Source organism: Pseudoxanthomonas kalamensis DSM 18571 (assembly GCF_010211745.1).
In the GTDB taxonomy this organism is placed as follows: Bacteria; Pseudomonadota; Gammaproteobacteria; order Xanthomonadales; family Xanthomonadaceae; genus Pseudoxanthomonas_A; species Pseudoxanthomonas_A kalamensis.
Window position 1 is genome coordinate 412,161 of sequence record NZ_PDWQ01000003.1, and the last position, 26,702, is coordinate 438,862.

The window sequence follows — 26,702 nt, forward strand, 5'->3', positions numbered from 1 at the left end:
CAATGAAACGACGGCGGCAGGCGCAAGGCCTGCCGCCGTCGCGTTATGCTCGGCCGATGCCAGCACGTCGCGCCATTCCCCGTAACGACCTGACCCGCACGGGATCGGCATGCTGAGCCTGGGCGTGGTCGTCATCGCCGCGTTGCTGTGGCTGGCCCTGCTGTTCGGCACCGCGCTCTACGCCGAACGACATGCCGGGGCGTTCGCCCGGCAATGGCGGCACGTGTACGCGCTGTCGCTGGCCGTGCACTGCACCTCGTGGACGTTCTACGGCACGGTGACCCAGGCGGTCCGCTATGGCTGGCCGTTGCCGCCGACCTTTGTCGGCGCGATCCTGTTCTACCTGCTGGCGGTGTTCTTCATGATCCGGCTGGTGCGGCTGGCGCGCGAGAGCAACGCCACCTCGCTGGCCGACCTGATCGCCACCCGGCTAGGCAAGGACGCATGGTTGGCGGCCACGGTGACGTTGATCGCGGCGCTGGGACTGATTCCGTACATCGCGCTGCAGCTGCGTGCCGTCACCCAGAGCTTCGCGACCCTGACCGCCGGACTGTCCGCCGGCGACTATGGCATGCCGCCGCTGTGGCGCGACGGTTCGCTGTACTTGGCGCTGGCGATGGCCTTGTTCGCGATGTTGTTCGGGACCCGCCGGGCCAGTGCCATCGAGCACAACCGCGGCCTGGTGCTGGCGATCGCTTTCGAGTCGGTGTTCAAGCTGGTGGCGATGCTGGTGCTGGGCGCTTTCGTCTGGTTCGGCCTGACCGAGTTGCGCGAGGTCTCGTTGCCGGCACCGGTGCAGGCGCAGCCGGTCGGCGGATTCGTGCCTCTGGTGCTGCTGGGTGCGCTGGGCATGTTCATCATGCCGCACCAGTTTCATGTCGGCGTGGTCGAATGCCGAGACGATCGCGACATCCGCACCGCGCGCTGGCAGTTTCCGCTGTACCTGCTGCTGATCGCGATTCCCGGACTGCCATTGGCACGTGCTGGCGCAAGCATGCTGGGGGACCGCGTTTCTTCGGACATGTACGCGTTGGCGGTGCCGATGGCGCAGGGCTACGACGGAGTGGCCCTGCTGGTGTTCCTCGGCGGCCTGAGCGCGGCCACCGGCATGGTCATCGTCAGCACGCTGACGCTGAGCCTGATGATAGGTAACCACTGGTTCGCGCCGGGTCTGCTGCGCAGCACCTGGTCGCGCGGGCGCAGCGACGACCATCGCGGCGGCCTGCTGATGCTGCGCCGCGCCTGCATCGTGGCGATCATGCTGCTGGGCTGGAGCTACAACCGCCTGCTCGGAGGCAACGAGGCGCTGGCCGACGTCGGCGCGGTGTCGTTCTCGGCGCTGGCCACGCTGACTCCGGCGCTGGCGTTCGCGGTCTGGCGTCCGCAGACCCCGGCGCGCGCCGCGACCGCCGGGGTGCTGGCCGGCTTCCTGGTCTGGGCCTGGGTGATGCTGGTGCCGATGCTGGTGGCATCGTCGGGGGCTGCGGGCGAATGGCTGCGCGAGGGGCCGTGGGGGCTGGCCTGGCTGGCGCCGGACTCGATGTTCGGCCTGACCGGCTGGAGCCGGTTGGCGCGCGCGGTGGGGACCAGCCTGTGCGTGGGCACCGCGGTCACGCTGCTGCTGGCCTCGCGCCGCAGTGCGCCGCACCGCAGCGAGGCGCGCGGCTCGGACCTGCAGACCCTGCGCAACGCCGGCCGCCGTTTCCTGCCGTCGCAACGGGTCGACGAACTGCTGCGCGGCGCGCCGGCCAGCGGCCCGGTGCCGGCGGCGATCGAGGCCGGGCTGGAGCGCGAACTGGCCGCAGTGCTCGGCAGCGCCTCGGCGCGGCTGCTGCTGGACGCGGCGCGGCGCGAAGCCGGGCCGGACCTGGACACGGTGGCGGCGATCGTCGGCGAGGCCTCGCAGGACCTGCGCTTCAACCAGCGCCTGCTGCAGGCGGCGCTGGAGAACATGAGCCAGGGCATCAGCGTGGTCGACCGCGAACTGAAGCTGGTGGCCTGGAACCGCCGCTATGCGCAATTGTTCGGCTATCCGAAGGAGTTGCTGCGGATCGGCGTGCCGGTGGCCGACCTGGTCCACTACAACCTGCGCCGGCTCGGCGCTTCCGAGCAGCGCACGGCGCATGACGTCGGCAAGCGCCTGCAGCACATGCATGCCGGCACCCCGTACGTGGCCGAACGCCGATTCCCGGACGGTACCGTGGTCGAGATCCGCGGCAACCCGATGCCCAGCGGCGGCTTCGTCGCCACCTTCACCGACGTCACCGCGTTCCGCGATACCGAGGCCGAACTGAAGCGCAGCAACGAGACCCTGGAGCAGCGCGTGCAGGAACGCACGGCCAGCCTGGATCAGGCACGGCGCGAGGCCGAGCGCGCCAACGATGCCAAGAGCCGCTTCCTGGCCGCCGTGGGCCACGACCTGCTGCAGCCCTTGCATGCCGCACAGCTGTTCACCGATTCGCTGTCGCAGCAGTTGAGCGGGCCGCAGCGGACGTCGCTGGCGCAGGTGCGCGGCGCGCTGGATTCGACCAGCGACCTGCTGACCGGCCTGTTCGACATGTCGCGGCTGGAGGCGGGCGGACTGGTGCCGGAAGCGCGTGACTTTCCGCTGGCCGAGGTGCTGGAACCGCTGGCTTCGGAGTTCCGTGCGTTGTCTGCCGATCGCGGACTGCGCCTGCGCTACCTGCCCAGTGCCGGCTGGGTGCATGGCGACCCGCAACTGCTGCGGCGCGTGCTGCAGAATTTCCTCGCCAATGCGGTGCGCTACACCGCGCAAGGCAGCGTGCTGCTGGGCGTGCGCCGCGAAGGCGGGCGCTGGCGGATCGAGGTTCACGACACCGGTCCGGGCATTGCCGAGGCGCAGCAGGAACTGATCTTCGAGGAATTCCGACGCGGCGACGGCGTGGCCGGGCAGGGACTCGGGTTGGGTCTGGCGATCGCCGATCGCATCGCCCGGCTGATGCGGGCGCCGCTGCGGATGCGCAGCCGGCTGGGGCGGGGCACGGTGTTCTCGCTGTCGCTGCCGATGGCGACAGCCGCCGCGGGACAGGAGCCGGTCGTTGTCCGCGTCGGTCTGGATGGTATCCATGTGCTGCTGGTCGACAACGATCCGGCGGCGCTGGCGGCGCTGCGGCAACTGCTGCAGGGCTGGGGTTGTACGGTCGATGCGGTCGCCAACGGTGTTGCCGCCGAGCGCGTATTGCAGACGCATCAGCCCGCATTGTGGCTGTTCGATTACCACCTGGACGATGGCGATACCGGCGTGGCGCTGTACCTGCGGCTGGCCGAACGGCATGGCGAGCGGCCGACGCTGATCCTCAGCGCCGACGATGGCGGCGAGGTGCGGCGGGCCGTGCTGGATACCGGCCTGTCGATGCTGCAGAAACCGGTGCGGCCGCTGGCGCTGAAATCGGTGCTCGACCGCATGCTTGCGCGACGCATGCAGGCCTGAGTCGGCGACCCCGGCGGGGTGGCGCTTACAATGCGCGTTTCCCGATTCCGGTCCTGCCGCATGCCTTATACCCCGATCGTCGCCACCCTGGGCTATGTGCTCTCGTCCGACCGCCGCCAGGTGCTGATGATCCATCGCAACGCGCGCGCGGACGACCAGCATCTGGGCAAGTACAACGGCCTCGGCGGCAAGCTGGAGCCAGACGAGGATGTGGTCGCCGGCATGCGCCGCGAGATCCGCGAGGAGGCCGGGGTCGAATGCACCTCGCTGCAGCTGCGCGGCACCATCAGCTGGCCGGGCTTCGGCAAGCAGGGCGAGGACTGGCTGGGCTTCGTCTTCGTCATCGACGCCTTCGAGGGCACGCCGCTGACGCGCAATCCGGAAGGCACGCTGGAATGGATTCCGGTGGACGCAATCATGGACCTGCCGATGTGGGAGGGCGACCGCGAGTTCCTGCCGCTGGTGTTCGACGCCGACCCGCGCGCCTTCCACGGGGTGATGCCGTACCGCAACGGGCGGATGCAGTCCTGGCGCTATTCGCGGATCTGAGGCGTTCCGGCGTTCACAGCAGGCCGGGGATCAGCGCGCGGGTGCGCTGCCGATAGCGAACGTAGTGTTCGCCGAACAGTTCCTGCAGCCAGCGTTCTTCCAGCTTCAGCTTGCGCCAGAACGAAACGAACACGATGGCGACCGCCAGCAGGCCGCGCAGTTCGTCGATCATCAGCGCGGTGCCGATGAAGCCGAGCAATAGGCCGGTGTAGATCGGGTGGCGCAGGCGGCGGTACGGGCCGGATTCGATCAGCTCGTGGTCCTGCTTCAGCTGCACCACCGCGCTCCAGTTGCGGCCGAGTACGGCGCGCGACCAGATTGCCAAGGCAAAACCGGCGTAGGCCACGATCAGGCCGGCCCAAGCCAGGATGCTGGACTCGGGCAGGAAGTGGCGCTTCAGCCAGGGCAGTGATTCGAACCAGTGGCCGGGGCCGATCAGCACGCAGGCCAGCCCCAGCGGCAACCAGTATTTCAGCCATTCCGCGCCGCGGCTTTGCGCACGGCTGGCGCGCTTGGCGCGCAGGCCGGAGACGGTCCAGTAGCCCAGCAGCACGGCCCAACCGGATTTCAGCGCAATCTCGAAGGGTGGCGTCATGCGGCAAGCGTACCCGGCTTGCGCCGGGTCGCGCATTCAGGCTTCGACCTGGCGTGCCGGGTCGCTGAGTTCGAGTTCGCGCAGCACCACTCCAGCCTGGGTGCGGTTGCGCACGCCGAGGCGGTCGAAGATCGCCGACAGGTGCGCCTTGACCGTGCGTTCCTGCACGTCCAGGCGATCGGCGATCTGCTTGTTGAGCAGGCCCTGGGCCACGTAGGTCAGGACCCGGAACTGTTGCGGCGACAGGCTGGCCAGGCGCGCGGCCAGTTCGGTGTCGTGGCTGGACGACTGTGCGCGCGCCACCGCGCCACGCAGCGAGGGCGGCAGCCACTGCTCGCAGGCCAGTACGCTGCGGATCGCCTCGCGCAGTTCCTCCAGGCCGGAACTCTTGGGCAGGTAGCCGGCCGCGCCGTGGTCCAGCGCGCGGCGCACCACGCGCGGGTCGTCGTTGGCCGAGACCACGACCACGGCCACCGCCGGGAACTGCGCGCGGATCGCCGCCAGTCCCGCCAGACCGTGATTGCCGGGCATGTGCAGGTCGAGCAGGACCAGGTCGATGTCGGGATGGGATTCCAGCGCGGCCAGCACGCCGTCCAGCGATTCCGCTTCCAGCACCGCCATCTGCGCCACGGCGTCGGCAGCGGCGCCACGCAGGGCGGCGCGGAACAGCGGGTGGTCGTCGGCGATCAGCAGCTTGGGCATGGAAGAACGTCCTGTGCCATTCACCGTAGCAGGAATGCTCGCCTGCTGCGTGGTACCAAAGTACGATGCCGGTCCTGCCGCGGACGACTACCCTGCAGCCATGAATATCCATACCTTCCCCGTAATGCGTGCTGCCGGCGCGCTGATGCTCGGACTGCTGGCGGCCTGCGGCACCCCTTCACCGCGCCAGCAGGCAACCGCGGAGGCCCGCATGATTTCGCCACAGCGCATCACCGAATACCGCGGCAGCGACGACCTGCTGACCGCTGGCCTGGGCATCGACGGGTTGCGTGCGATGACGCCGCCGGCCTTCGCCGATGCCGAACATCCGACCGCGGCCGAACTGCGCCGGCGCGCCATCTGGAGCAACTGGCGCGGGATCGCCGACCTGTCGCCGACCGGCGGCTACGGCCAGCTGTACGGCAGCACCGCCAGCGTGCCGGGGCGCGAATACGCGGCCTTCGCACGGCTGCCGGGGGCGAAGCAGCCGCATCGGGTGCTGGTGCAGGTGCCGGACGCATTCGATACCGGCAAGCGCTGCGTGCTGGTCGCGCCGGCATCCGGGTCGCGCGGCGTGTATGGCGCGATCGCCGTGGCCGGCGCCTGGGGGCTGCCGAAGGGCTGCGCGGTGGCCTATACCGACAAGGGCGCGGGCAGCGACTATGTCGATCTCGACAGCGGGCAAGGTGCGCGTTTGGACGGCACCCTGGCTGCGGCCGATGCCGGCGATGAACTGGGTTTCGCACCCGATGCGCCGGCAGGTGCGAGCGGGGTGGCGTTCAAGCACGCACATTCGCAGGACAATCCGGAGGCCGACTGGGGCCGGCACGTGAAGCAGGCGGCCGAGTTCGCGCTGGCGGCGCTGGACGAAGCCCTGCCGCAGGCGGCGCCGTTCACCTTCGACAACACCCGGATCGTCGCCGTCGGCATTTCCAACGGCGGCGGCGCGGTGCTGCGCGCCGCCGAACTGGATGGCGACTGGCTGGATGCGGTGGTCGCCGGCGAGCCGAACATCTACGTGGACAGCCACGGCGGACGTCCGCTGTACGACTTCTCGACCGAGGCCGCGTTGCTGATGCCGTGCGCATTGCTGCACCTGCCAGCCGACAGCCTGCCGCAGCCACCGCTTCGGGCGCAGGTCGAGCCGCTGTGGCAGGCGCGTTGTGCCGCGCTGCAGGCGGCCGGCCTGGTGCAGGGCGCGGACGTCGCCGCGCAGGCGCGTTCGGCCTATGAACAGTTGCACGACCGTGGCTGGGCCGATGAGACATTGCATACCGGCGTGCTCAGCGTCGGCTTCGACCTGTGGCGGGCGGTGGCGGTGACCTACGCCTCGGCCTATGGCCGTTACGGCGTCGGCGAGCATCCCTGCGGTTACGCGTTCTCGGCACAGAACCCGGATTTCAGTCCACGTGCGGCCACCGCGGCCGAACGCGCGGCCTGGTGGCCGGATGCGGCCGGCATCCCGCCGGGCAACGGGGTCGGCATCGTCGATACCCGGTTGGCGCCGCCGGATTTCACCCTGCCGGGCCTGCAATGCCTGCGCGACCTGTACGTCGGGCAGGGCGAAGCGGCAGACCGTGTCCGTGAAGGCATCGCCGCCACCCGCGCCGGCATGCCGCGCAAGGGGCTGCCGGTGGTGGTCGTGCACGGTACCGACGACGGTCTGGTGCCGCCGGCCTTCACCAGCGCGCCCTACGTGGCCGCGGCGCAGGCGGCCGGGCGCGACGTGCGTTACTGGCAGGTCCGCAACGGCGAGCATTTCGATGCCTTCCTCGCGCTGCCGGCCTACGGTGCGCGCTACGCGCCGATGCTGCCCTACGTGTACGCCGGACTGGATCAGGTCGACGCCCTGCTGAATGGTACGGGCGACATGCCGGCCGATGCGGTGATCCCGGCCCGCGGCCGTGGTGCCGGTGCGGTGGAGGCGGCGCAACTGCCGGTACCGTAGCCGGTTGCGGGATCCCGCGCGACCAAGGTCGAACGCGATGTCTCGGGGCCAAGGCTTCATCGTCGCCCTGTGGTTGCTATGATGAAGCCGTCCTCCGGGAGGGTCGGTGATGTTCGGATTTGGAACGGGTCAATCAGGTGATTTCGAGTCGCTGGCGCGGCAGTACTGGAGCGCCTGGGGCGATGCCCTGAGGCAGGGAGGCGCATCCGGCTTCGCTTCCGCGCAGCCGAACTGGCAGCAGGCCATGCAGTGGTGGTCGCAACTGGTGCCCGGCAGCGGTGCCGGTGTCGACGCGATGGGTGCGATCCATCGCTTCAACCAGCAGGCCAGCGACTGGTACGGGCAGATGCAGCAGATCGCTGCCCAGTTCGCCGGCACCGACAGCAGTGCAGACCAGATCGGCCATGCTTGGCGCGAGGCGATCGGCGCCAACGCCGCCAATGGCAACCCGTTCGCCGACCTGTTCAGGATGATGCAGGGGCAGGGACAGCGCAGCCTGCAGGGCTGGCTGGATCAGCTGGCGCCGGTCATCAACGGCATGCTGGAAAGCGCGGGCCAGCAGGGCGCGCAATGGCTGCATCTGCCGGCTTTCGGCCCGGCGCGCGAGCACGAGGAGCGCTGGCAGGCGCTGGCGCTGGCGCAGGAGGAGTACCAGAAGATCAGCGCCGAATACAACGCGGCGTTGTTGCGGGTAATGGAGCACGCGCTGCAGCGCTTCGAGGACAAGCTGGCCGAGCACGAATCGCCGGGACTGCAGCTGGCCAGCGCACGAGCGCTGTTCGACCTGTGGATCGACGCCGCCGAGGAAGCCTATGCCGAAGCCGCGCTGTCGGACGAATTCCGCCATTTGTACGGTGCGCTGAGCAATGCGCAGATGCGTCTGCTGGCTTCGGTGCAGGGCGAGGTCGAGCGTTTCTGCAGTCTGCTCGGCATGCCGAGTCGTACCGAAGTCGACGCCGCGCACCGCAAGATCAACGCGCTGGAACGGGCCATGCGCAAGGCTGCCCGGCAACCGGTCGCCGAACGGCGTGCGCGCCCGCAGGCGGAAACACGGCAGGACGCGCCGGCACCGGCCGAAGCGAAAACCGCACCACCGGCACGTCGGCGTGCGCCGCGCAAGACCAAGCCCGCGGCCACTGCCAAACGCTCGGCCCGCAAGCCGGCCAGGGTTGCCGCGCCGGCGAAGAAGCGGGCGATCGCCAAACAGGCGCCCAAGCCGACACGGACGGCGGAGCTTGCGAGTCGGCCGGCACCGAAGAAGACCGCACGGAAAACCGCCGCGAAGAAGCCGGCGACAAAGAAATCCGTGGCGGCAACGAAGCGCGTTGCGGTCAAGAAGCCCGCCATCGCCAAGGCGAAGCCGACGACCGCGACCCGGCCGACGCCAAGGAAGCCTGCGAAGAAGAAGGTGTCCGCGCGTCCGGCTACGGCGAAGAAGTCCGCGGTTGCCCGCAAGCCAGCGGCAGCGAAAGCCGCCCCCGGTAACGTGGTGTCGATGAAGGACTGGGTGGCGCGCTACGTCGCCGCCGGCGAGCCGGCATCCGCCAAGGCGGCATCGCGTAACCGCAAGCAGGGAGGCCGGCGATGAACGGTCCGCTCAACTTCACTCCCTTCACCCTGGCGCAGGAAGCGCTGAACATGCAGCAGAAGCTGGCCGCCGGCCTGCGCGTGCTGCCGCAGGTGGAGGATGTGCACTACGGCGCCACCGAGAAGCAGGAAGTCTGGCGCGACGGCAAGGTCGTGCTGTACCGCTTCGTCGGCGAGCGTGAACCTACCGCCAAGGTGCCGCTGCTGATCGCCTATGCGCTGGTCAACCGGCCGTACATGGTCGACCTGCAATCCGACCGTTCGCTTGTCAAAGGGCTGCTGGCGCAGGGCGAGGATGTCTACATCATCGACTGGGGCTACCCGGATCGCTCCGACCGCTACCTGGAGCTGGGCGACTACATCAACCGCTTCATCGACGGCGCCATCGACCACCTGCGCCAGAGCAGCGGGCAGGACGCGGTCAACCTGCTGGGCATCTGCCAGGGCGGGGCGTTCTCGCTGTGCTACGCGGCGCTGCACCCGGAAAAGGTCCGCAATCTGATCACCATGGTCACGCCGGTGGATTTCCACACCGCCGACAACATGCTGTCCAACTGGACGCAGGAAATGGACGTGGACTTGTTCGTCGACACGCTGGGCAACGTGCCGGCCGACCTGATGAACGCCAGCTACCTGATGCTGAAACCGTTCCGGTTGAACCTGCAGAAGTACGTCGGCCTGATGGACATTCTCGACGACACGCATGCGGTCGAGGATTTCCTGCGCATGGAGAAGTGGATCTTCGATTCGCCCGACCTGGCCGGCGAGGCCTTCCGCCAGTTCATCAAGCAGTTCTACCAGGCCAACGGTTTCGTCAACGGCTGCATCCGCATCGACGACGAGGCCGTGGATCTGGGTTTCGTCGACATGCCGGTGCTGAACATCTTCGCCGAGCAGGATCATCTGGTGCCGCCGGACGCCTCGCGGGCGATGCAGAAGCTGGTCGGCACCCGCGACTACACCGAACTGAGCTTCCGCGGCGGGCACATCGGCATCTACGTCTCCAGCCGCGCCCAGCGCGAAGTGCCGACGGCGATCCACGACTGGCTGGCCAAGCGTTCGCGCTGACCCGGGCGCCGCGCGCTAGACTTGCCGGCGAGCCAGCAGGAGGGCCATGCCATGTCCGCATCCCCCGAGTCCCGCCCGTTCACGCGCTCGCTGAATGATCGGATGATCGCCGGCGTCATGGGCGGTATCGCCCGCCGCTTCGGCTGGAGCAGCACGCTGCTGCGGATCGTGTTCGTGCTGGTGTCGATCCTGTCGGCGGCGTTCCCCGGCATCCTGGTCTATCTGATCCTGTGGCTGCTGATGCCGATGCAGACGGACTGAGGCCGATGCCCCGTGCCGTGGTCGTGTTGCAGCGCCTGCTGGGCGCGGCGTGGACCTTGCCCAACACCCTGATCGGATTGCTGGCCGGCGCGGCCGGGTTGCCGTTCGGCGCCCGGGTGGCGTGGCGTGGCGCGGAACTGGCGCTGGTGTTCCGACGCTGGCCGTGGGGGCCGGGCGGGGCGATCACCTTCGGCAACGTCATCCTGCACACCGGCCATGATCTGGATGTGGCGTGTTCCACCTACGAACACCGCGCCGGCCGTTGCGAACATCCGCTAGTGCGGCTGGGCGACCACGAACGCGCGCATGTGTACCAGTACATGCTGCTGGGGCCACTGTTCCTGCCGGTGTACCTGCTGTGCGGTGGAGTCAGCGTGCGCAACCCGTTCGAACGGGCCGCCGACCGTTATGCCCTGACCGGGCGCGGCTGGTGGCCGGGCATCGGCGCGCCGGGCGAATGAACCCACGTGCGGTGGGCCAGGGCCCACCCTACGCGGATCAAAGGATGACGGCAGGTTCCGTAGGGCGGGCTCAAGCCCGCCTTACGCGGGTTGGGCGTGGCGTGGACCTTGCCCAACACCCTGATCGGATTGCTGGCTGGCGTGGCCGGGTTGCCGTTCGGCGCCCGGGTGGCGTGGCGCGGCGCGGAACTGGCGCTGGTGTTCCGACGCTGGCCGTGGGGGCCGGGCGGGGCGATCACCTTCGGCAACGTCATCCTGCACACCGGCCATGATCTGGATGTGGCGTGTTCCACCTACGAACACCGTGCCGGCCGTTGCGAACATCCGCTAGTGCGGCTGGGCGACCACGAACGCGCGCATGTGTACCAGGTTCCGTAGGGCGGGCTCAAGCCCGCCTTACGCGGGTTACGGGACGCAGCGGATCACATGGGCTACCAACCTGGAGATTCGACTTCCTGATCACCAAGACGCTCGCGCTTCTCTCCGGTAGCGCGAACTAGTCCGGGGTTGTGGCCGGGCGGAGGCGGGGTCGGCACCTTTTCGGCGGGGTGTCGGCCCGACTTTTTTATGCGAAGCGATACATCGCTTCATCGGCATGAAAGTTATCCACAGAATATCAACAAAAATAGAACAACGGTCTTGACCCGCTTTCCGTAGCGTTCCGTAGGTATCCCCCTAAGTCCTTGACACAATGTTGCATCTCACAAGCTGAGACACGGGGTACCACAATATATGGGGGTGAATATTTTTTTCCGCCACTATTTTCGGTGTCGCTCCGCCGTGTTAACATTTGTTCGCAAATGGAACACTGCGTGTGACGTTCATCCAAGAAAAAACCCTCGCTTGCAGACGAGGGTTCGTTCCAAAACTGCTGACCGCGTAAGGAGGTGCCACAACCCGAAACCTGAACGAACTGTCCAACAGGGCGGATCGCGACAAGACAACGCAGGCAGCCTTGGCAGGCTCGGAATTATAGGCGTTTTCGCCGTTTCCGTAAACGTCTACGAAGTCTTCGAGTGACTCCGGCCATATCGGCAATCTACGACCCCTTCGATGGGAGCGGCGGTTTCCTGTTGGGTAGTTGCAATGACCCCTCAACTACGGAAATACCGATCATGACCGCACTACCGAAGTTCGACCCGGCTAAGCCGGTTGTTGTCAAACCGCGTTTGTCCGTGCGCAGTGCTGCAAAGTTCGTGCAGTTGCCTGCCACGGAACAGATGCGTCTGCTTCACGACCAGAAGTTTCCGAAGCAAACGCCGCAGGTGTTCATGCAGCCCTATTACGCTCCGCCGATCAACGGCATCAGAGGTTTCCTAGAGCGCGGTGTGGCTGCGTTGCCTGATGCTCGTGCGCAGCTGCAATCCATCAAGATTGCTTCAAGACGAATGCACTGCACTCGTGTGCTGGAGTCTTTCGTGCAGTCGGAGCACGCCAAGCGTGACTTGAAGCCGCAACCCACACCGCGCTACTACATTGACTTGAACGGGTTGGAGTTGCGCTTGGCACCTGATCTCGTTGCGCTCGATGGCGACGAGCTGCGATACATCTACTTTAACGCGAATGCTCACGAGCAGGATCCGAAAACTGCGCGGTTGCAACTGGAGTTCGCGTACTGGCTTCTGCGAGAGAGCGGGGTTGATGTGTTGCCGCGTCAGGTCGAACTCATCGACCTGTTTTCTGGGAAGTTGTTCCTCGGCAAGAAGCCACGCAAGGCGAGCCTGCGCGACCTTGCAGACAATGCGCGGATCATCGTCACGCTGTGGGAGACGATTGAGCCGTAACCCGTGAAATGGTGCGTCGTAACGCCGCCGGGGTTTTATTACCCGGCGGCGTTTTCATGTCAGCAGCCCAACGCCTATTGTGGACACTATCGTCCGTGGGCAGCGCGGGTAGTAGGAACGCGCCGCATGCGTGTGTAGGGCAACGCCGCGCCCACCTGCGCCCCAGCCTTACACCAGCCTTACACAGCAGCTAGCGCCCCAAATGGCAAGGGCCTAGCCTTTCGGCTAAGCCCTTGTTTTTATTGGTGCCGAAGGTGGGACTCGAACCCACACGCTTTTAAGGGCGGCGGATTTTGAGTCCGCTGCGTCTACCATTCCGCCACTTCGGCGCGGCCGGCGATTATAGCCGAGTCGGGGGCCGCAGGATCAGGCCGATAGTGCCTTGAGGACATGCTCCGGATCGTTGTGGATGGCCTTCAGCAGGGCCTTGGCCGGTCCGGTGGGGGAGCGCCGGCCCTGTTCCCAGTTGCGCAACGTGCCAATCTGCACATCGATGACCTGCGCGAACCTGGCCTGCGACAGCCCGGTCGCGGCACGGATGTCCTTGACCTTCAACGCATCCACGTGGAACTCGCGCGAAGGCGTGCGCTCTCCGCGGGTGATTTCGCCCATCTGCTCCAGGCTTTCGGCCAGTTGTTCGAAAAGCTGCTTGTCCATCATGCCCACCTGTCTTTGATCTGGCGCAGCGTCCGTTTCTGCTGTGGTGTCAGGTCGTCCTGGATGCCTTTCCGGTAGATCAGCAACAGCCTGATCTGCTCCGCTTCATCCACGTAGTAATAGATCACCTGCACTCCACCGCGCTTGCCCTTGCCGCCGGCGGACCAACGCACTTTGCGCAGCCCGCCGGTGTCCTGGATGACGTCGCCCGCCAATGGGTTGACGATGAGGAACCGCTGGAACAGCGCGTATTCCTCGTCGGTCAGCAACAGGCCGTGAAGATCGGCGTCTCGACGAAGATCATGGAGGGATACTACGCCAATGGCGTATATACGTCAACGGCGTAGTCACTACTCAGTGGCTGTTCGCCTCGTCCGTGCCCAGCTTGCGTTCCTCGCGGTGCTGCCACGGGCCGTCGGCTTCGGGCACGAATACGCCGCAGCACAGCATGGAGCGCTGGTAAACGTGCAGCGACACCGCCACCGAGTCGGCGCTGGGGTTGCGGATGGTGTGGTACTCGTGCGGCGGGATCAGGCTGCCGCAGGAGCCGGCGCCGGCCTCGATGGTGCCGACCGGGATGAAGCGGAAGCGGTCGGCGTCGGCGATGTCGCGTTCGGCCAGTTCGTACTGGGTGATTTCCAGCCGCCCGTGCCACACGCCCTCGACGCACCACATGCCGGAATGGTCGTGGATCTTGGTGCCTTGGCCCGGCCCCCAGGTCATGGCGATGACGCTGTAGCCGTGCTCGGGGCTGGTGTACAGCTCGCGGCGGGCGTAGTGGTCGGCGATCGGCTGGAACACGCAGTCGGGCAGGGCGACGCCGTCGTCGCGGATCAGGCCGCCGATGCCGCGGCGCAGGGCGTCGGTGACTGCCTGGTCGTCGCCCAGCGCCACCGCGGCGTCCAGGGTGGCGATCAGCTTGTCGGCGCCGGGGAAGTGCAGGGACATGGCACGGGTCCGTGGAAAGAAGGTGGACCCATTCTAGCCACGGCCGGCGCCGGCCGCAGACGCCGCCTGTCGCGCGGGCCGCAAGACCGGGCGGCGGTTCAGATCGAATCGAGGAAGTCGCCGATGGCCGGGCCGAAGCGCTCCATGTCGACCAGGAAGGCATCGTGGCCCTGCGGCGAGTCCAGGCCGAGGAATTCGGCGTCGTTGCCGCCCAGTCGCAGGCCTTCAGCGATCTGCTCCTGCTGCTGCAGCGGGAACAGGATGTCGGTGGTGGCGCCGATCGCCAGCGCCTTGTCGATGCGGATGTGGGCCAGGCCGCGCAGCACGCACAGGTGGGCGTCGTCGCTGACATGTTCGGCCAGGTCGAACCAGTCCATCGAACGGCTGAGGTACAGGTAGCAGTTGGGGTCGAAGCGGCGCACGAAGCGGCGGGCGTGGCCTTCCAGATAGCTTTCGACCTCGAATTCCATGCCGAACGGGTCGTCGTCGCGCAGATCGGTGTCCAGCCGCACGCGGCCGAAGCGGCCGTGCCATTCCAGCGCCGAGCGGTAGGTGATGACGCCCAGCTTGCGTGCCATGCGCATGCCCGACTCGGGGTAACTGTCTTCGCTGTAGTGGCCGTTGTTCCAGGCCGGGTCCAGCCGGATCGCCTCGCGCTGCAGCGAACGGATCGCAATCGAGAACGGCAGGGCCTGGGCGCTGCCGGAGACGTTGATGTGGGTACGCGCCAGTCCAGGGTGGCGCAGCAGCAGCGACAGCGCGGTCATGCCGCCCATCGAGTTGCCGATCAGGCAGGCCAGTTGCTCGATCCCCAGTCCGCGCACGACTTCGGCCGCGGCGTCGGCCACGTCCTCGATGGACAGCGCGGGAAAGTCCAGCCGGTAGAGCTGGCCGGTGGCGGGATCGACCGAGGCCGGGCCGGTCGAGCCCTTGCAGCTGCCCAGCGAATTGACGCAGACCACGAACCAGCGATCGGTGTCGATCGGCTTGCCGGGGCCGAGCATGCGTTCCCACCAGCCTGGCTCCGGGTTGTCGGCATGGCTGGCGGCGTGCGCGTCCGGCGACAGACCGGTAACGATCAGGATGGCGTTGCCGCGCTTGGCGTCCAGCCGGCCCCAGGTCTCGTAGGCGACCCGCGCGCCGTGCAGCTCGCCGCCGCGATGCATCGGAAACGGCGAGGGCAAGGCATGGAAACGGGTGCCGGGCGGGATGAATTCGGTCATCGCGCAAGTTTACCGGGCATGGCCGCAACGGCTGGCGGATTCGCCGGAAAACAGCATTGCAGGCTCAAGGCCTGCTCAGGGCGATGGGGCGCCGATGATCAGTTCCACCGGTTCACTGCTCGGCAGTTTGACCCGCACCGGCGTCGATTCGACATCGCCCTCCTGCCGCATCGCGCTGCCGCTGGCCGACAGGCGGGCGAACACTTCCACCTCGTCCAGCATCGACAGCTTCTGCGTCGGCATCGGGCTGTCGCCGTCACCCAGGGTCAGCGACAGCGGCAGATCGGTCAGCGGGTGGCGTTGCACGGCCACCGGCATCGGCGGTCCGCCGGGGATGCGGGCGATGACGAACACGCTGGCCCCGCCGTGCGCTTCGCGTGCGGCCAGCTCCGGGTCCAGCGAGACGCGCACGGCGATGGCGTGCGGACCGGCGGTGTCCGCAGCAGGTGCCGGGGCTTCGGCCGGCGTCAGCGGCGGCAGGCCGGCTTCGGTGCGGGCTTCGTCGATCTGCTGGCGCAAGGCCGCAGCGGCCTGCGGATCGACCTGGGCCAGCAGCGGTTCCCAGGTGGCGGCGGCATCGGCCGGACGACCGTCCTGGCGTTGCCAGACGCCGAGGAACCAGGTGGCGCGCTGGTGCATGGGGTCGATCTTCAGCGCGCGCTGCAGCAACTCGACGGCAGTGGCGTCGAAGCGTTTCTGCGGATCGGCCATGCTGCGCGCCTGCGCGGTTTCGGTCAGCGCCTCCGGGTCGTCGGGCAGCAGCGCCAATACGCGTTCGTATGCCTGCAGGGCTTCGGCATGGCGGCCCTGGCTGGACTGCGAGCGCGCCAGCAGGCGCCAGCCCTCGGGCTGGTTGGGGTCGCGCTGCAGTTCTTCCTGCAGGCGGGCGATGGCTTCGTCCAGCGAGGCCGGCATCTGCGCGGTATGGTTGGTCTCGACCTGCAGCGCGGCCGGGGTGCCGAGCACGGCGTACAGCGCCACCGCGCACAGGGTCATCACCGCGACCGCAACCAGCATCGGCTTGCGCGCGTGCCGGCGCAGCGGCCACAGCACGGCACCGAAGGCGAGCAGGGCGGCGCAGGTGGCGACGATGGCGAACAGGGCGTTCTTCGGGTCCATCACCACTCCTGTTCGTCCTGGTCGGCGACCGTCGGCAGCGCGCCACGGCGGCGGGCCAGCACCCGCCAGACGATGACGGCGCCAAGCAGCAGCAGCAGTGCCGGGCCGAACCACAGCAGCCAGGTGCCGGTTTCCAGCGGCGGGCGGTACAGCACGAACTCGCCGTAGCGCTGGACCAGGTAGTCCTTGATCTCGGCGTCGCTCTTGCCCTGCTGCATCAGTGTCAGCACTTCGCGGCGCAGGTCGTGGGCGATCTGCGCGTTGGAGTCGGCCAGCGACTGGTTCTGGCACATCACGCAGCGCAGTTCGTGGGTCAGCGTCTGGAAGCGGGTCTCCTCGGCGGTGTCGCGGAACTGCAGCGGCGCGGGGTCGCTGGTCTGGGCCAGGGCGGACAACGGGGCCAGCAGCAGGCATGCCAGCAGGATCCAGCGACTCATGGCGTGCCCTCCAGCGTGTCCAGCAGCGGCAGCAACTGGTCGTGGATGATATCGTCGTCCAGCGCGCCGACATGCTTCCAGCGCACGATGCCTTCGGCGTCGACTAGGAAGGTTTCCGGTGCGCCGTAGATGCCCCAGTCGAGCGCGGCGCGGCCGTCTTCGTCGGTAATCACCACCGTGTACGGGTTGTCGTACTGCTCCAGCCAGCGCAGCGCGTCCTCGCGGGTGTCCTTCAGGTTGTAGCCGACTACGATCACCCGCTTGGTATAGGCGAAGCGGGCGATCACCGGATGCTCGACCCGGCATTCCGGGCACCAGCTGCCCCAGACGTTCATCAGGAACGGCTTGCCGCGGAAATCGGCCAGGGTCAGGCGCTTGTCCGGCGCGTGCAGGACCGGCAGCTCAAAGGCCGGTGCCGGCTTGCCGATCAGGGCCGAGGGCAGGACGTCGCGGTCGGGATCGCCGGAGCGCTTGACTCCGTAGGCCAGCAAGGCGAGCAGGCCCAGGAAGACGACGGCGCCGGCGACGATGCCGAGCTTGCGCGCATTGCCGGAGGCGGGCGGGAGCGGGGCGCTCAAGGTGAAGCCTCCTGCGCGGCCGTGTTGCGTTCGGCCGGACTGCGGCGGAAGCGGCGGTCGGCGGCGGTGACGAAGCCGCCCAGCGCCATCAGCAGCGCGCCGAACCAGATCCAGCGCACGAACGGCTTGACGTGCACGCGTATCGCCCAGCTGCCGTCGCCCAGAGGTTCGCCAAGCGCGACATAGACATCGCCGAACACGCCGGGACGGATGCCGGCCTCGGTCATGACCTGACCACCGCTGGCGTAGGCGCGCTTTTCCGGATGCAGGGTGGTCAGCGGCTTGCCGTCGCGCAGCAGCTGCACGTGGCCGCGGTCGGACAGGTAGTTGGGTCCCTGGGTTTCGTCGACGCTTTCGAAGTGGAAGGCATAGCGCCCCACTTCGACCGTCTGCCCGGGCTGCAGGGCCAGTTCACGCTGCACATTCAATGCTTCCACCAGCAGGGCGCCGATCAGGAACACGGCGATGCCGAAGTGGGCCAGCGTCATGCCCCACATTTCCAGCGTCAGCCGGCCACTGTTGCGCAGCCGCGTCCACACGAAATACCCGGTGCCGGCGGCCACCCACAGCGCGCCGAGGATGCCGGTGGCGGTTTTCCACGCACCCTGCGGCGCCAGGAACCAGACAATGGCGGCGCCGACAATGGCCAGCCCGGCCCATGGCGCCAGCAGTGCCAGCACGCGGCGGGGCTGTTCGCGTTGCCAGCGTACCAGCGGGCCGAACGGCAGCAGGGCGACCATCGGCGCCATCAGCACGAAGAACAGCAGGCCGAAGTACGGCGGGCCGACCGAGATCTTGCCCAGGCCCAGCGCGTCGGCCAGCAGCGGGTACAGCGTGCCGAGCAGGACCATGCCGCAGGCCGAGGCCAGCAGCACGTTGTTGGCCAGCAGCAGGGTCTCGCGCGAAGCCGGCGCGAACGGCGCACCGGCGGCGAAACGCCCGGCCCGCAGCGCGTACAGCAGCAGCGAGCCGCCGACCACCAGCGCCAGGAACACCAGCACGAACAGGCCGCGGGTCGGGTCGGCGGCAAAGGCGTGGACGCTGGTCAGCACCCCGGAACGGACCAGGAAGGTGCCCAGCAGCGACAGCGAGAACGCGGTGATCGCCAGCAACAGGGTCCAGCCCTGGAAGCTGCCGCGTTTCTCGGTGACCGCCTGCGAATGGATCAGTGCCGCACCGGCCAGCCAAGGCATGAAGCTGGCGTTTTCGACCGGATCCCAGAACCACCAGCCGCCCCAGCCCAGCTCGTAGTACGCCCACCAGCTGCCCAGCGCGATACCCAGGGTCAGCAGGCCCCAGGCCACGTTGGTCCACGGCCGGGTCCAGCGCAGCCAGCGTGCATCCAGCCGACCTTCCAGCAGGGCAGCGATGGCGAAGGCGAACGGTACCGCGAAGCCGACGTAGCCGGTATACAGCAGCGGGGGATGGACGATCATCCCCGGGTCCTGCAGCAACGGGTTCAGGTCGCGGCCTTCGGCCGCCGCCGGCAGCAGGCGTTCGAACGGGTTGGAGGTGAACACCAGGAAGGCGAGGAAGCCGACCGCGACGATCCCCATCACCCCCAGCACGCGCGCGACCACCGGCTGCGGCAACTTGCGCGAGAACTCGGCCACCGCCGCCGTCCACAGCGCCAACACCAGCGCCCACAGCAGCAGCGAGCCTTCGTGCGAGCCCCAGACCGCCGTGTAGCGGTAGACCAGCGGCAGCAGCGAGTTGGAGTTCTCGGCCACGTAACGCACCGAGAAGTCCTGGGTGACGAAGGCGACGGTCAGGATGACGAAGGCGGCCAGCACCAAGGTCAGTTGCACGACGGCGGCCGGGCGCGCCACGGCCATCCACTCGGCGCGCCCCAGCTGGGCGCCGGCCAGCGGCAGCAGCGCCTGCAGGCAGGCGACCAGCAGGGCGAGGATCAGGGCGACTTGGCCGAGTTCGGGAAGCATGGGGTCAGGTCAGGTAGAGACGGCGGACTGGCCGCGGGCGAGAAGGAACACAGGACCGGTCAATTCGCCGGCTCCGCGGGCGCGGCGGTCTGCACGTCGTGCTTCTGGTGCGCCATGCCCATCTTGTCGGCCACTTCCTTGGGCATGTAGGTCTCGTCGTGCTTGGCCAGCACGTCCTCGGCCACGAACACGCCGTCGCGCATGCTGCCGGTGGCGACCACCGCCTGACCTTCGCGGAACAGGTCGGGCAGGATGCGGTCATAGCTGACCTGCAGTTGCGCATCGCCGTCGGTGACGCGGAAACGCGCCTCCAGCGAGCCCGGCTCGCGCCGGAACGAGCCTTTCTCGACCATGCCGCCCAGGCGGAAGCGGGTCTGCTGGCCGGGGTCGCCGCGCAGCACTTCTGCTGGCGTGTACAGATAGGTGATGTTGCGGCGGATCGCCAGCGTGACCAGGGTGGTGGCCACGGCGGCGGCGACCAGCAGGGCCAGCACCCACAACAGGCGGCGGCGGCGGGTCGGGTTCATCGGTGCAACTCCACGCTGCCGTCGCGTCGGCCCTGTTCGCGCTGCACGCGCATGCGCACGCTGCGCAGCACGCGCCGAATCTGCAATTTCGGCGAGAGCCAGTCCCACAGCAGCACCACGGCGAACACGGCGTAGGCGCCGATCACGTAGGACAGGTAGTTCATCGGTCCGCCCCGGCCAGTTTCGCCACCCAATCCTTGCCGGATTCGCGGCGCAGGTTGTCGGCGCGCGCGCGCGCCAGCAGCGAACCGGCAAACCAGAATTTGGTCGCCAGCACCATGATCCACAACGGCGCCATCATGCTCGAGTCCATGCTGGACTCGCCGAACACGCGGATGGTCTGGCCCTGGTGCAGCGAATTCCACCACACCACCGAATAGCGGATCACCGGCAGCAGGGCAAGCCCCACGATCGACAACAGGCCGGCGGCGCGCGCGGCGGCGCGGCGGTCATCAATGGCGTTGTACAGGCCCATGACGCCAAGATACAGGAACAGCAGGATCAGCTCGCTGGTCAGGCGCGGGTCCCAGTCCCACCAGGTTCCCCACATCGGCTTGCCCCAGATGCTGCCGGTGGCCAGGGTGATCACGGTGAAAGCGGCGCCGATCGGGGCGCAGGCCATGGCCAGGATTTCGCACAGTTTGATCCGCCAGATCAGGGCGATGGCGGCATACACGGCCATCAGCCCGAACACGAACAGGCTCATCCAGGCGCTGGGCACATGGATGTAGAGGATGCGGAAACTGTCGCCCTGCTGATAGTCGGCGGGCACCCCGAACAAGGCTCGCCAGATGCCCAGGCCAAGCAGTACCAAAGCCGCCAGATAGCACCATGGTGCCCAGCGTGCGGCGAAGCGGTCGAAGTACGGAGGCGAACCCAGTTGATGGAACCAGCGAATCACCGGATTCATGTCGAACCTTGTCCAGACTGACGGAGAGCGGGCATCGATTCCGGGGCAACCCCGATCAGGCTCGACGCCGGATATGCGTAACCCGGCCATTTTTCCAGACTCTGCCCGGCACGCCAAGCCGGCGGCCGGACAGGTGTGGGTCCACGGTTACGGCTTCAGGGTCAGCGTGCCCTTCATCATCGCGTAATGGCCGGGGAAACTGCAGAAGAACGAATACGGGCCGGCAGTGAGTTTGGCGACGGGAATCTTCACCGATGTGGTTTCCCCGCCTCCGATCAACGTGCTGTGGGCGACCACGCGGGGATCACCGGCCTTGACATAGTCGGCGGCAATGCCGGCCTTGATGCCGTCGGAGGCGATTGCGGCAATGTCGGCGGTCTTGGAGATGACCACGTTGTGGCCCATTGCGGCCTTCGGCAATTTGCCGGTGTGCTTGAGGTTGATGGTGAACTCGGCGCAACTCTTGCTGACATCGATGTTGGCCAGGTTGAACTTCATCGCGTCGTTGCCCTCCAGGTCGACCGAACAGGTGGCAGCCATGGCCAGTGGGGTGGCAGAGCACAGGGCGACGGCGAGGAAGAGCTTGCGAATCATGCGGTTCTCCAGTGGGTTGAATGGGGGAGCGTTTTCCGAGCACGTGTCGATTTTTCCAACTTTGAAGTTTCGACAACCCGGAAGTGGAAGAAGTTCAACTTGTGCATGGCGCTGTTATTGCCAGGCATGCGGGCTGCGTGCGTGGTTCAGGGCGGCAGACTCGACAGCCAGGTGGACAGGGCTTGTATGCTTTCCGCATCAAGGCGTTGGCCGACGCTGGTCATGACGGCGTCGTTGCTCGAATAGTGCATCTTGCCCTCATGGAACGCATCCAAGCGCGACTGCAGGTAAACAACATGCTGACTGCGCAAGGCTGGGTAGATTGCGTAGGGCGTATTGCCGCTGCGGTCGGTTTGGTCGGCCAGCGCGTGCCCGCGTGCGTCGGAGCCATGGCAACCTTGGCAAGGGGGTATGCCTTTGTCCGGGTCGCCGTGCAGGTATAGCGCTTCACCGCGTGCCAGCAGTGTCGGATCGGGGGATGGAACACTGTCGTCGTGCGGCTGTGCCTCGGGTTTCTGCGTGGCGTAGAAGCTGGCTAGGTCACGGATGTCCTCTTCGCTGACCTCGGCAGTCAATACCGTCATCGGAGAGTCCGGTAGTGTGCCGCGCTTGTATTCCATCAATTCCCAGTAGAGGTAGCTGGCGCTTTGCCCAGCCAAGGTGGGAATCATTGGTGCAACCGAAACTGCACCGGTGGGACCGTGGCAGGTGGCGCAGAGCTCGGCCTTCCGGCGGCCGGCCTCGATATCCCCCGGCGGTGCGCCACGGTGGCGAAGGTCGTACCAGTCGTGTGTTACCGCCGCGGAGGCTTCGTCTGGAAGCGCGCCGGCGGTTGCAGTTTCGTCGCTGGCAGTCGATTGTGCGAAGACAGCCGCGTTGACGGCCAGTGCGACGACGAAGCCCAAGGAGAAACGGATTCGGCTCATAGCTGGATCTCCAGCAGTACGCCCAGCAGGTTGACGCTGTAGTTCTCGGGGCCACCATCGGTGTAGACGCGGTGATCCAAGACCTGGCCGTCGGCAAAGCCGAGATAGTGCCAGTCGGACATCACTGCTTTCTCATACGTGTCGAACAGGCGCACGCCGATCCGTGAACTGAGTGGTAGCAATAGGCTCAACGTGTACGAGTTCGAGCGATAGACCATTGGCGGGTAGCCGCCAGTCAGAAGCGGAGCTAACGCCGGATCGGTCAGCGCCGCCGGTGAAGCGAAACGGTAACCGGTGATGCCGCGCGAGTACGTCCAATTCCAGGAACCATCGAGAGTAGCGCGACCGATTCGCTGAGACCAGCTTGCACCGGCGTAGTGATTGCGTTGCTTGTCGTCGAGCCACCAGCGGTTTTCCTCAGGATAGTTCTCACCGCCGAGGCTGGGGTTGTCCGTCAGTGCGCCAGTATCGTTGACGTTGGCAAACGCCAGTTTCGATCGATCATGGCCGTACCAAAGTCCGGCCACGGTGCCAGGGTTCGGTTGCCACTCCCATTGCAGGCTGGCGCCGAGGGTGTCGTACTTCTGCCGACCGAGTTCGGCGTCGTAGTCGTTCCAGTCGCCGCGCACCGAGGCGTAGACCGTCATCGCGTGCGGCAGAACGAAGGTTGCCATCACGTCAAGTTTGTTCTGATCGCGACTGGAAACATCGTACTTGCGCAATTCCTCGACCGTATGCGCCATCGTGCCGCCAACTGGCTCGACGTAACCGGGCAAGTCGCTGGAGAAGGTGAACTCGTAGGGGTCGTATTCGTATTCGCTGCCACTGCGCTTCAGCCAGGTGTAGTTGACCCGAAGTGTCAGCCAGTCGAACGAGCGATTGGTCCAGTTCAGCTTGATGCTGTTGTCGTCGGTGGCCTCGACTTCGCGGTGGGATCGCTCGGTGCGGCTGAAAGTGAAGGAGGCGCCGACGGTATTGCTCGTCCCCAGTCTCCAATCAGCGCCAGTCGAGGCCTCATGGATTTCCTTGTCGAGCGGCAGGTTGCGTACCCGGGTCAGCACCGAAGCGTTGCCATAAGGATCCCAGACCCCCATTTCACCAGGGACCACGCTGCCTTGAGCGCCGTTTTCACTAATGTAGCCGTATTGCCCGGTCAACGGGTTGTATGCCCAGTAGGTACCGTCGTAATCGTCGCGCTGGAAGCGGACACTGGCGCGCCACGTCAGATTGCCAGTTGGTTGCAGTACCACGCGTGCATCAAGTAGCTGGCTGTTGATGGCCAGATCGGCCTTGGTGCGCGATAGCGCCGCAGTGGTGTTCCAATCTGCGCAGTCGTACAGGAATCCAGGAAGCGGGATGCCGAATTGGCCCTGGCAAGGCATCGGTGCTACCAAGTCATCGTTCTGGCTGCTGCGGGTCAGCGAGGTGGTCAGTGAGAAATCGCCGTTCCAAGCGATCTTGCGGCTGAAGCTGGCGCGCAGTTGGTGGTAGTCGTTGTCGGGTTCGTAGGAGAACTCGCCCAGTCCGAGCTGTGGGGTCGACACTGGTACAACGGGATAGGTGCCCAGTGGTACTTCGTAATCGAAGCTGTTGTAAGCATTGCGGAAATATGAACCGGTATAGCCGAATTCCATCCGCCACAGGTTGCCAACAAAACGCAGGCCACCATTGAGATTCACTGTGCTGTCATCAATCGGGCGAGGAATTTCGTAGACACCACCGTTGTCGGGAAACGGGTAGTTGAAGAAGAATGGGCCGCCGAACTGACGTGCGCCCTCGCGGGTCTCGTGGCTGCCGTTGAAGTAGCCAGTCCAGCGCTTGTTGAAGGCGTAAGTGATGCCCAGCCCCTGCTTGTCGCGAACCACCTTGAGGATACTTTCCGGCTGTGCTGCTGATACCGCTGCGACTTGCGCCGAGGTGCTGGTGGTAGGAGTCAGCGGCTCCTTCAATGTCAGGTGTTGGCTGCCGATGCCGTCCCAGATCGAGCGCGCGTTGCCACTGACGACATTCGGCTGGGAACGAACGAAGGCCTGCATCCGGTACTTGCCTGCTTTGCCGAGCAGGGCACGGTAGTACTGGCTGTCTTCGTTGAGCATCGAGCCGTGGAATTCAAAGTAGCGGCCGTCGGATGGGTGCTCGAAACGCAGGTCGGCCCCCAGGACCATGCCGTCGTCCCAATTGGAGAAACGCCGCCACTGCATCGCGTTCTCGTCGCCGGAAAGCGACAGGTAGCCCAACTGGAACGTTTTCCGGCTCAGCCACTCGCCATCTTCGGCATATTCGGGTGTGGCCGGGACGCAGGTATAGAGGAAACCGGTCGGGGTACGTTTGGGTTCGCCAGCCAGCCAGCTATAGCTGTCCGGGTCGCAACCATGGTCGAGTTTGCCGGCGGGGTTGAGCGCGTTGCCAAACTGCAGGTCAATACCCAATCCGCTGTCTTGCGCGTACGCGTGACCAGCGCCCATTGCCAACGATAGCAGCGACAGACGCAATAAACTGTTTCGAGCTTGCCAAGCTTTGGACATCATGGCTCTCCCGCTACTTGTGGAATCGCGGTCCAGAAGGGTTATTGGAACCATGGATCTGGGAATGGCAGCTCAGGCAGCCACGTCCCATCAAACGCTCGTCCGGAGCTGCGCCGGTAGCCAGCATCTGCTCGTTGAACAGATCGTTGGGGTGACGCATGTGCGAGTGGCATTGTTGACACAGCATCGGCACCGGAGCGACCAACAACGCATGCTGGTTCGACCCATGAGGGGTGTGGCAGTTCAAGCAGCTTTCGCGTACTGGTGCATGCTCGAACAGGAATGGACCGCGCTTCTCGGCGTGGCACTGGTAGCAGGTCTCGTTGACGGTATTGGTTTTCAGCAGGGGGGCATTGATCGTCCCATGTGGGTTGTGACAGTCGACGCAGGCCATCTGGCCTTCTGGCAGGGGCATGTGCGAGCGACGGTTGAACTGCTGGCGGATGTCCTTATGGCAGGTCGCGCATGTATCGTTGATCGATTGCTTCGCGGTCAGCCCCTCGGCCGAAAGTTTGGCCATCGGGTTGTGGCAGTCACTGCACGACAGGTCGTTGCGCTGGTGCACCGAACCGGTCCAGTGGTCGCGAGGGCCGCCGGCGTGACAGCCGAGGCAGCTGGAGGTCTGTGTCTGGATCGGGGTGCCGCCGTCGTGGGTAAAGGCGATGATCAGGCCTTTCTTTGTGGGGTTCTCGGCATGAGCCGAACCGGCTCCGTGACAGGCCTCGCAGGTTGCAGTCGAGGGGTCGGCGGCCAACGCCACGCGCATGCCCAAGGCATGGGTTGTATGGGCGAAGTTCTGCTGCTCGCGCGAATGGCAGGCGGTGCAAGTGGCTTCGCCGACAGGCTTAGCATCCGGGGCCTGTGGATTGCGGGCTGCAGTTGCGTGGGCAAAGCCGGGGGGCGCATCAAACCCGCCGTGCCAAGCCTGCGGCCCTTCGCTTGCAAGATTGGTTTCCGGCAAGTTGTGCGGGTTGCTTCCCCGCGTGTCCTGCGCGCCAACCGGCGTCAGCCAGCCGACAGTCACGAGAATGGCAACTGCTGAAAGCAGCAAACCCGCGAAAAATCGCATTGTTCCCTCCTTGCACTAGCTGGCCGATGCTGCTGGCTAATTGCACGGTATAACCACAATTACACTTAAGTCTGGGAACAAATTTCCAGAAGGTCAAGTGCGGGTGCAGCAAAATCGGAGAGGAGGGGGGGCAATCAGGCCGCAGAAATGGGCAGCATGCCGTGCAGGAAGATCGATAGTGCCTTGCGGGCGCCTTCGCGCAGCTGTTCCTGGCTCATCCGGTCCATGCGGCCGCTGGCGCTGTGAATGATCACTGTGCCGAATACCATCGGGAAAAACTGGCTGGCCGCCAGTTCGGGAGGGAAGGGTCTCAGCCGTCCGGCATCCATTTCGCGGGTGAAGTATTCGGTCAGCGAGTGTTCTGCAGTCTCCACTCCGTAAGCGAAGAACCAGTCGCGCAACTCGGGAAACTGCAGTCCTTCGGCCAGGACGATGCGGTGGGTGACGATCCGTTCCGGGGTCAGGAATTCGTCCAGCATGTGTTCGGCGGCGGTGACCAGCGCCTGTTCCGGCGGCAGCGGGGACTGCAGAAGTTCGTCGAGATCCTCGCCGAAGGCGCGAATGCTGCGGGCCATGATCGCGTGCGCCAATCCTTCCTTGTCGCCGAACACGCGGTACAGAGTGGCCAGCGAACCGCCAGCCTTGGCGACGATGTCCGACAGCCGCGCGTTGCGGTAACCCTTTTCCAGGAAAACCTCAGTCGCGGCCGCCAAGATGCGTTCGACACGCTCCTCGCCACGCTTGCGCAATTCGACTTGCGGGCGGGGCTTGATCGGTGCCGAGGCTTCGTAATCAGTCCGTGATTTTGCTTGGCGTTTCATGTTCGATGGCAGAAGACGGAGT

Annotated in this window: 26 protein-coding genes, 1 tRNA gene and 1 pseudogene; 9 read left to right on the top strand and 19 right to left on the bottom strand. The window is 66.2% G+C overall.

Translation table 11 applies throughout. The features are described 5' to 3' along the window. Positions 1–109: 109 nt before the first annotated feature. Positions 110–3,451, top strand: coding sequence for a PAS domain-containing hybrid sensor histidine kinase/response regulator (locus CSC70_RS08215; RefSeq protein ID WP_162456177.1), 3,342 nt, complete (start codon positions 110–112; stop codon positions 3,449–3,451). Between the two features lie 60 nt (positions 3,452–3,511). Further along, the gene (locus CSC70_RS08220) at positions 3,512–4,000 is read left to right on the top strand and encodes an NUDIX hydrolase (RefSeq protein WP_162456178.1); all 489 of its coding nucleotides are present in this window, start codon (positions 3,512–3,514) and stop codon (positions 3,998–4,000) included. A gap of 13 nt (positions 4,001–4,013) precedes the next feature. Here CSC70_RS08220 and CSC70_RS08225 read toward each other — a convergent pair whose 3' ends face one another. After that, positions 4,014–4,595: a methyltransferase family protein gene (locus tag CSC70_RS08225; protein ID WP_162456179.1), complete on the bottom strand. Its 582-nt coding sequence runs from the start codon at positions 4,593–4,595 to the stop codon at positions 4,014–4,016. 36 nt (positions 4,596–4,631) lie between these two features. Further along, a complete protein-coding gene (locus CSC70_RS08230) occupies positions 4,632–5,297 on the bottom strand; it encodes a response regulator (protein ID WP_162456180.1) in 666 nt (221 codons plus the stop codon). A 100-nt stretch (positions 5,298–5,397) separates the two neighbouring features. On the opposite strand from CSC70_RS08230, the gene CSC70_RS08235 reads away from it, so the two are divergent. The 7 genes and pseudogenes from CSC70_RS08235 (at position 5,398) to CSC70_RS08265 (ending at position 12,406) form a co-directional block, all read left to right on the top strand. Next, entirely contained in the window at positions 5,398–7,245 is a 1,848-nt protein-coding gene (locus CSC70_RS08235) for a D-(-)-3-hydroxybutyrate oligomer hydrolase (RefSeq protein WP_246189359.1), read from the top strand. Positions 7,246–7,354: 109 nt separating this feature from the next. Beyond that, a complete protein-coding gene (phaE, locus tag CSC70_RS08240; protein ID WP_162456181.1) occupies positions 7,355–8,833 on the top strand; it encodes a class III poly(R)-hydroxyalkanoic acid synthase subunit PhaE in 1,479 nt (492 codons plus the stop codon). Beyond that, the gene (locus CSC70_RS08245; protein WP_162456182.1) at positions 8,830–9,900 is read left to right on the top strand and encodes a class III poly(R)-hydroxyalkanoic acid synthase subunit PhaC; all 1,071 of its coding nucleotides are present in this window, start codon (positions 8,830–8,832) and stop codon (positions 9,898–9,900) included. Before phaE ends, CSC70_RS08245 begins: the two co-directional genes overlap by 4 nt. A gap of 51 nt (positions 9,901–9,951) precedes the next feature. Then, positions 9,952–10,161: a PspC domain-containing protein gene (locus tag CSC70_RS08250; protein WP_162456183.1), complete on the top strand. Its 210-nt coding sequence runs from the start codon at positions 9,952–9,954 to the stop codon at positions 10,159–10,161. A 5-nt stretch (positions 10,162–10,166) separates the two neighbouring features. Further along, positions 10,167–10,622 (top strand): hypothetical protein, encoded by a 456-nt coding sequence (locus CSC70_RS08255; RefSeq protein ID WP_162456184.1) that lies wholly within the window; start codon positions 10,167–10,169, stop codon positions 10,620–10,622. 96 nt (positions 10,623–10,718) lie between these two features. Next, positions 10,719–10,991, top strand: a pseudogene (locus tag CSC70_RS08260) (hypothetical protein); the annotation flags it as partial. A 746-nt stretch (positions 10,992–11,737) separates the two neighbouring features. After that, positions 11,738–12,406, top strand: a complete 669-nt coding sequence (locus CSC70_RS08265) for a hypothetical protein (protein ID WP_162456185.1) — start codon at positions 11,738–11,740, stop codon at positions 12,404–12,406. Between the two features lie 243 nt (positions 12,407–12,649). Here the strand turns inward: CSC70_RS08265 and CSC70_RS08270 are convergent. From CSC70_RS08270 to CSC70_RS08345, 17 genes are all read right to left on the bottom strand, one after another. Further along, positions 12,650–12,735: transfer RNA gene (locus tag CSC70_RS08270), tRNA-Leu, on the bottom strand. 37 nt (positions 12,736–12,772) lie between these two features. After that, positions 12,773–13,063 carry a NadS family protein gene (nadS, locus tag CSC70_RS08275; RefSeq protein ID WP_162456186.1) on the bottom strand — a complete coding sequence of 97 codons (291 nt, stop codon included), beginning with the start codon at positions 13,061–13,063 and terminating at the stop codon, positions 12,773–12,775. Further along, a complete protein-coding gene (locus CSC70_RS08280) occupies positions 13,063–13,332 on the bottom strand; it encodes a type II toxin-antitoxin system RelE/ParE family toxin (RefSeq protein ID WP_246189360.1) in 270 nt (89 codons plus the stop codon). The genes nadS and CSC70_RS08280 overlap by 1 nt, the downstream gene beginning before the upstream one ends. An 85-nt stretch (positions 13,333–13,417) precedes the next feature. Further along, positions 13,418–14,011 carry a cysteine dioxygenase family protein gene (locus CSC70_RS08285; RefSeq protein ID WP_162456187.1) on the bottom strand — a complete coding sequence of 198 codons (594 nt, stop codon included), beginning with the start codon at positions 14,009–14,011 and terminating at the stop codon, positions 13,418–13,420. 98 nt (positions 14,012–14,109) lie between these two features. Next, positions 14,110–15,234: a homoserine O-acetyltransferase MetX gene (metX, locus tag CSC70_RS08290; protein ID WP_162456188.1), complete on the bottom strand. Its 1,125-nt coding sequence runs from the start codon at positions 15,232–15,234 to the stop codon at positions 14,110–14,112. 75 nt (positions 15,235–15,309) lie between these two features. Next, entirely contained in the window at positions 15,310–16,353 is a 1,044-nt protein-coding gene (locus tag CSC70_RS08295; protein ID WP_246189361.1) for a tetratricopeptide repeat protein, read from the bottom strand. After that, complete coding sequence (locus CSC70_RS14675; RefSeq protein ID WP_246189362.1) at positions 16,353–16,790, bottom strand: cytochrome c-type biogenesis protein; 438 nt, start codon at positions 16,788–16,790, stop codon at positions 16,353–16,355. The genes CSC70_RS08295 and CSC70_RS14675 overlap by 1 nt, the downstream gene beginning before the upstream one ends. Then, complete coding sequence (locus CSC70_RS08300) at positions 16,787–17,368, bottom strand: DsbE family thiol:disulfide interchange protein (RefSeq protein ID WP_246189363.1); 582 nt, start codon at positions 17,366–17,368, stop codon at positions 16,787–16,789. The genes CSC70_RS14675 and CSC70_RS08300 overlap by 4 nt, the downstream gene beginning before the upstream one ends. Then, the gene (locus CSC70_RS08305; RefSeq protein WP_162456190.1) at positions 17,365–19,308 is read right to left on the bottom strand and encodes a heme lyase CcmF/NrfE family subunit; all 1,944 of its coding nucleotides are present in this window, start codon (positions 19,306–19,308) and stop codon (positions 17,365–17,367) included. Before CSC70_RS08305 ends, CSC70_RS08300 begins: the two co-directional genes overlap by 4 nt. 59 nt (positions 19,309–19,367) lie before the next feature. Beyond that, the gene (gene ccmE, locus CSC70_RS08310) at positions 19,368–19,835 is read right to left on the bottom strand and encodes a cytochrome c maturation protein CcmE (protein ID WP_162456191.1); all 468 of its coding nucleotides are present in this window, start codon (positions 19,833–19,835) and stop codon (positions 19,368–19,370) included. Further along, positions 19,832–19,999, bottom strand: a complete 168-nt coding sequence (ccmD, locus tag CSC70_RS08315) for a heme exporter protein CcmD (protein WP_162456192.1) — start codon at positions 19,997–19,999, stop codon at positions 19,832–19,834. The genes ccmE and ccmD overlap by 4 nt, the downstream gene beginning before the upstream one ends. Next, positions 19,996–20,745: a heme ABC transporter permease CcmC gene (gene ccmC / locus CSC70_RS08320; protein WP_162456193.1), complete on the bottom strand. Its 750-nt coding sequence runs from the start codon at positions 20,743–20,745 to the stop codon at positions 19,996–19,998. Before ccmC ends, ccmD begins: the two co-directional genes overlap by 4 nt. A 147-nt stretch (positions 20,746–20,892) precedes the next feature. Continuing rightward, positions 20,893–21,339 carry an azurin gene (gene azu, locus CSC70_RS08325; RefSeq protein WP_162456194.1) on the bottom strand — a complete coding sequence of 149 codons (447 nt, stop codon included), beginning with the start codon at positions 21,337–21,339 and terminating at the stop codon, positions 20,893–20,895. Between the two features lie 146 nt (positions 21,340–21,485). Further along, positions 21,486–22,265 (bottom strand): c-type cytochrome, encoded by a 780-nt coding sequence (locus tag CSC70_RS08330; RefSeq protein ID WP_162456195.1) that lies wholly within the window; start codon positions 22,263–22,265, stop codon positions 21,486–21,488. Further along, positions 22,262–24,793 (bottom strand): MtrB/PioB family outer membrane beta-barrel protein, encoded by a 2,532-nt coding sequence (locus tag CSC70_RS08335; protein WP_162456196.1) that lies wholly within the window; start codon positions 24,791–24,793, stop codon positions 22,262–22,264. The genes CSC70_RS08330 and CSC70_RS08335 overlap by 4 nt, the downstream gene beginning before the upstream one ends. Before the next feature lie 10 nt (positions 24,794–24,803). Then, complete coding sequence (locus CSC70_RS08340; RefSeq protein WP_162456197.1) at positions 24,804–25,859, bottom strand: DmsE family decaheme c-type cytochrome; 1,056 nt, start codon at positions 25,857–25,859, stop codon at positions 24,804–24,806. A 134-nt stretch (positions 25,860–25,993) separates the two neighbouring features. After that, on the bottom strand, positions 25,994–26,680 hold the full coding sequence (locus tag CSC70_RS08345; RefSeq protein ID WP_162456198.1) for a TetR/AcrR family transcriptional regulator: 687 nt from the start codon (positions 26,678–26,680) through the stop codon (positions 25,994–25,996). Positions 26,681–26,702: the final 22 nt, after the last annotated feature.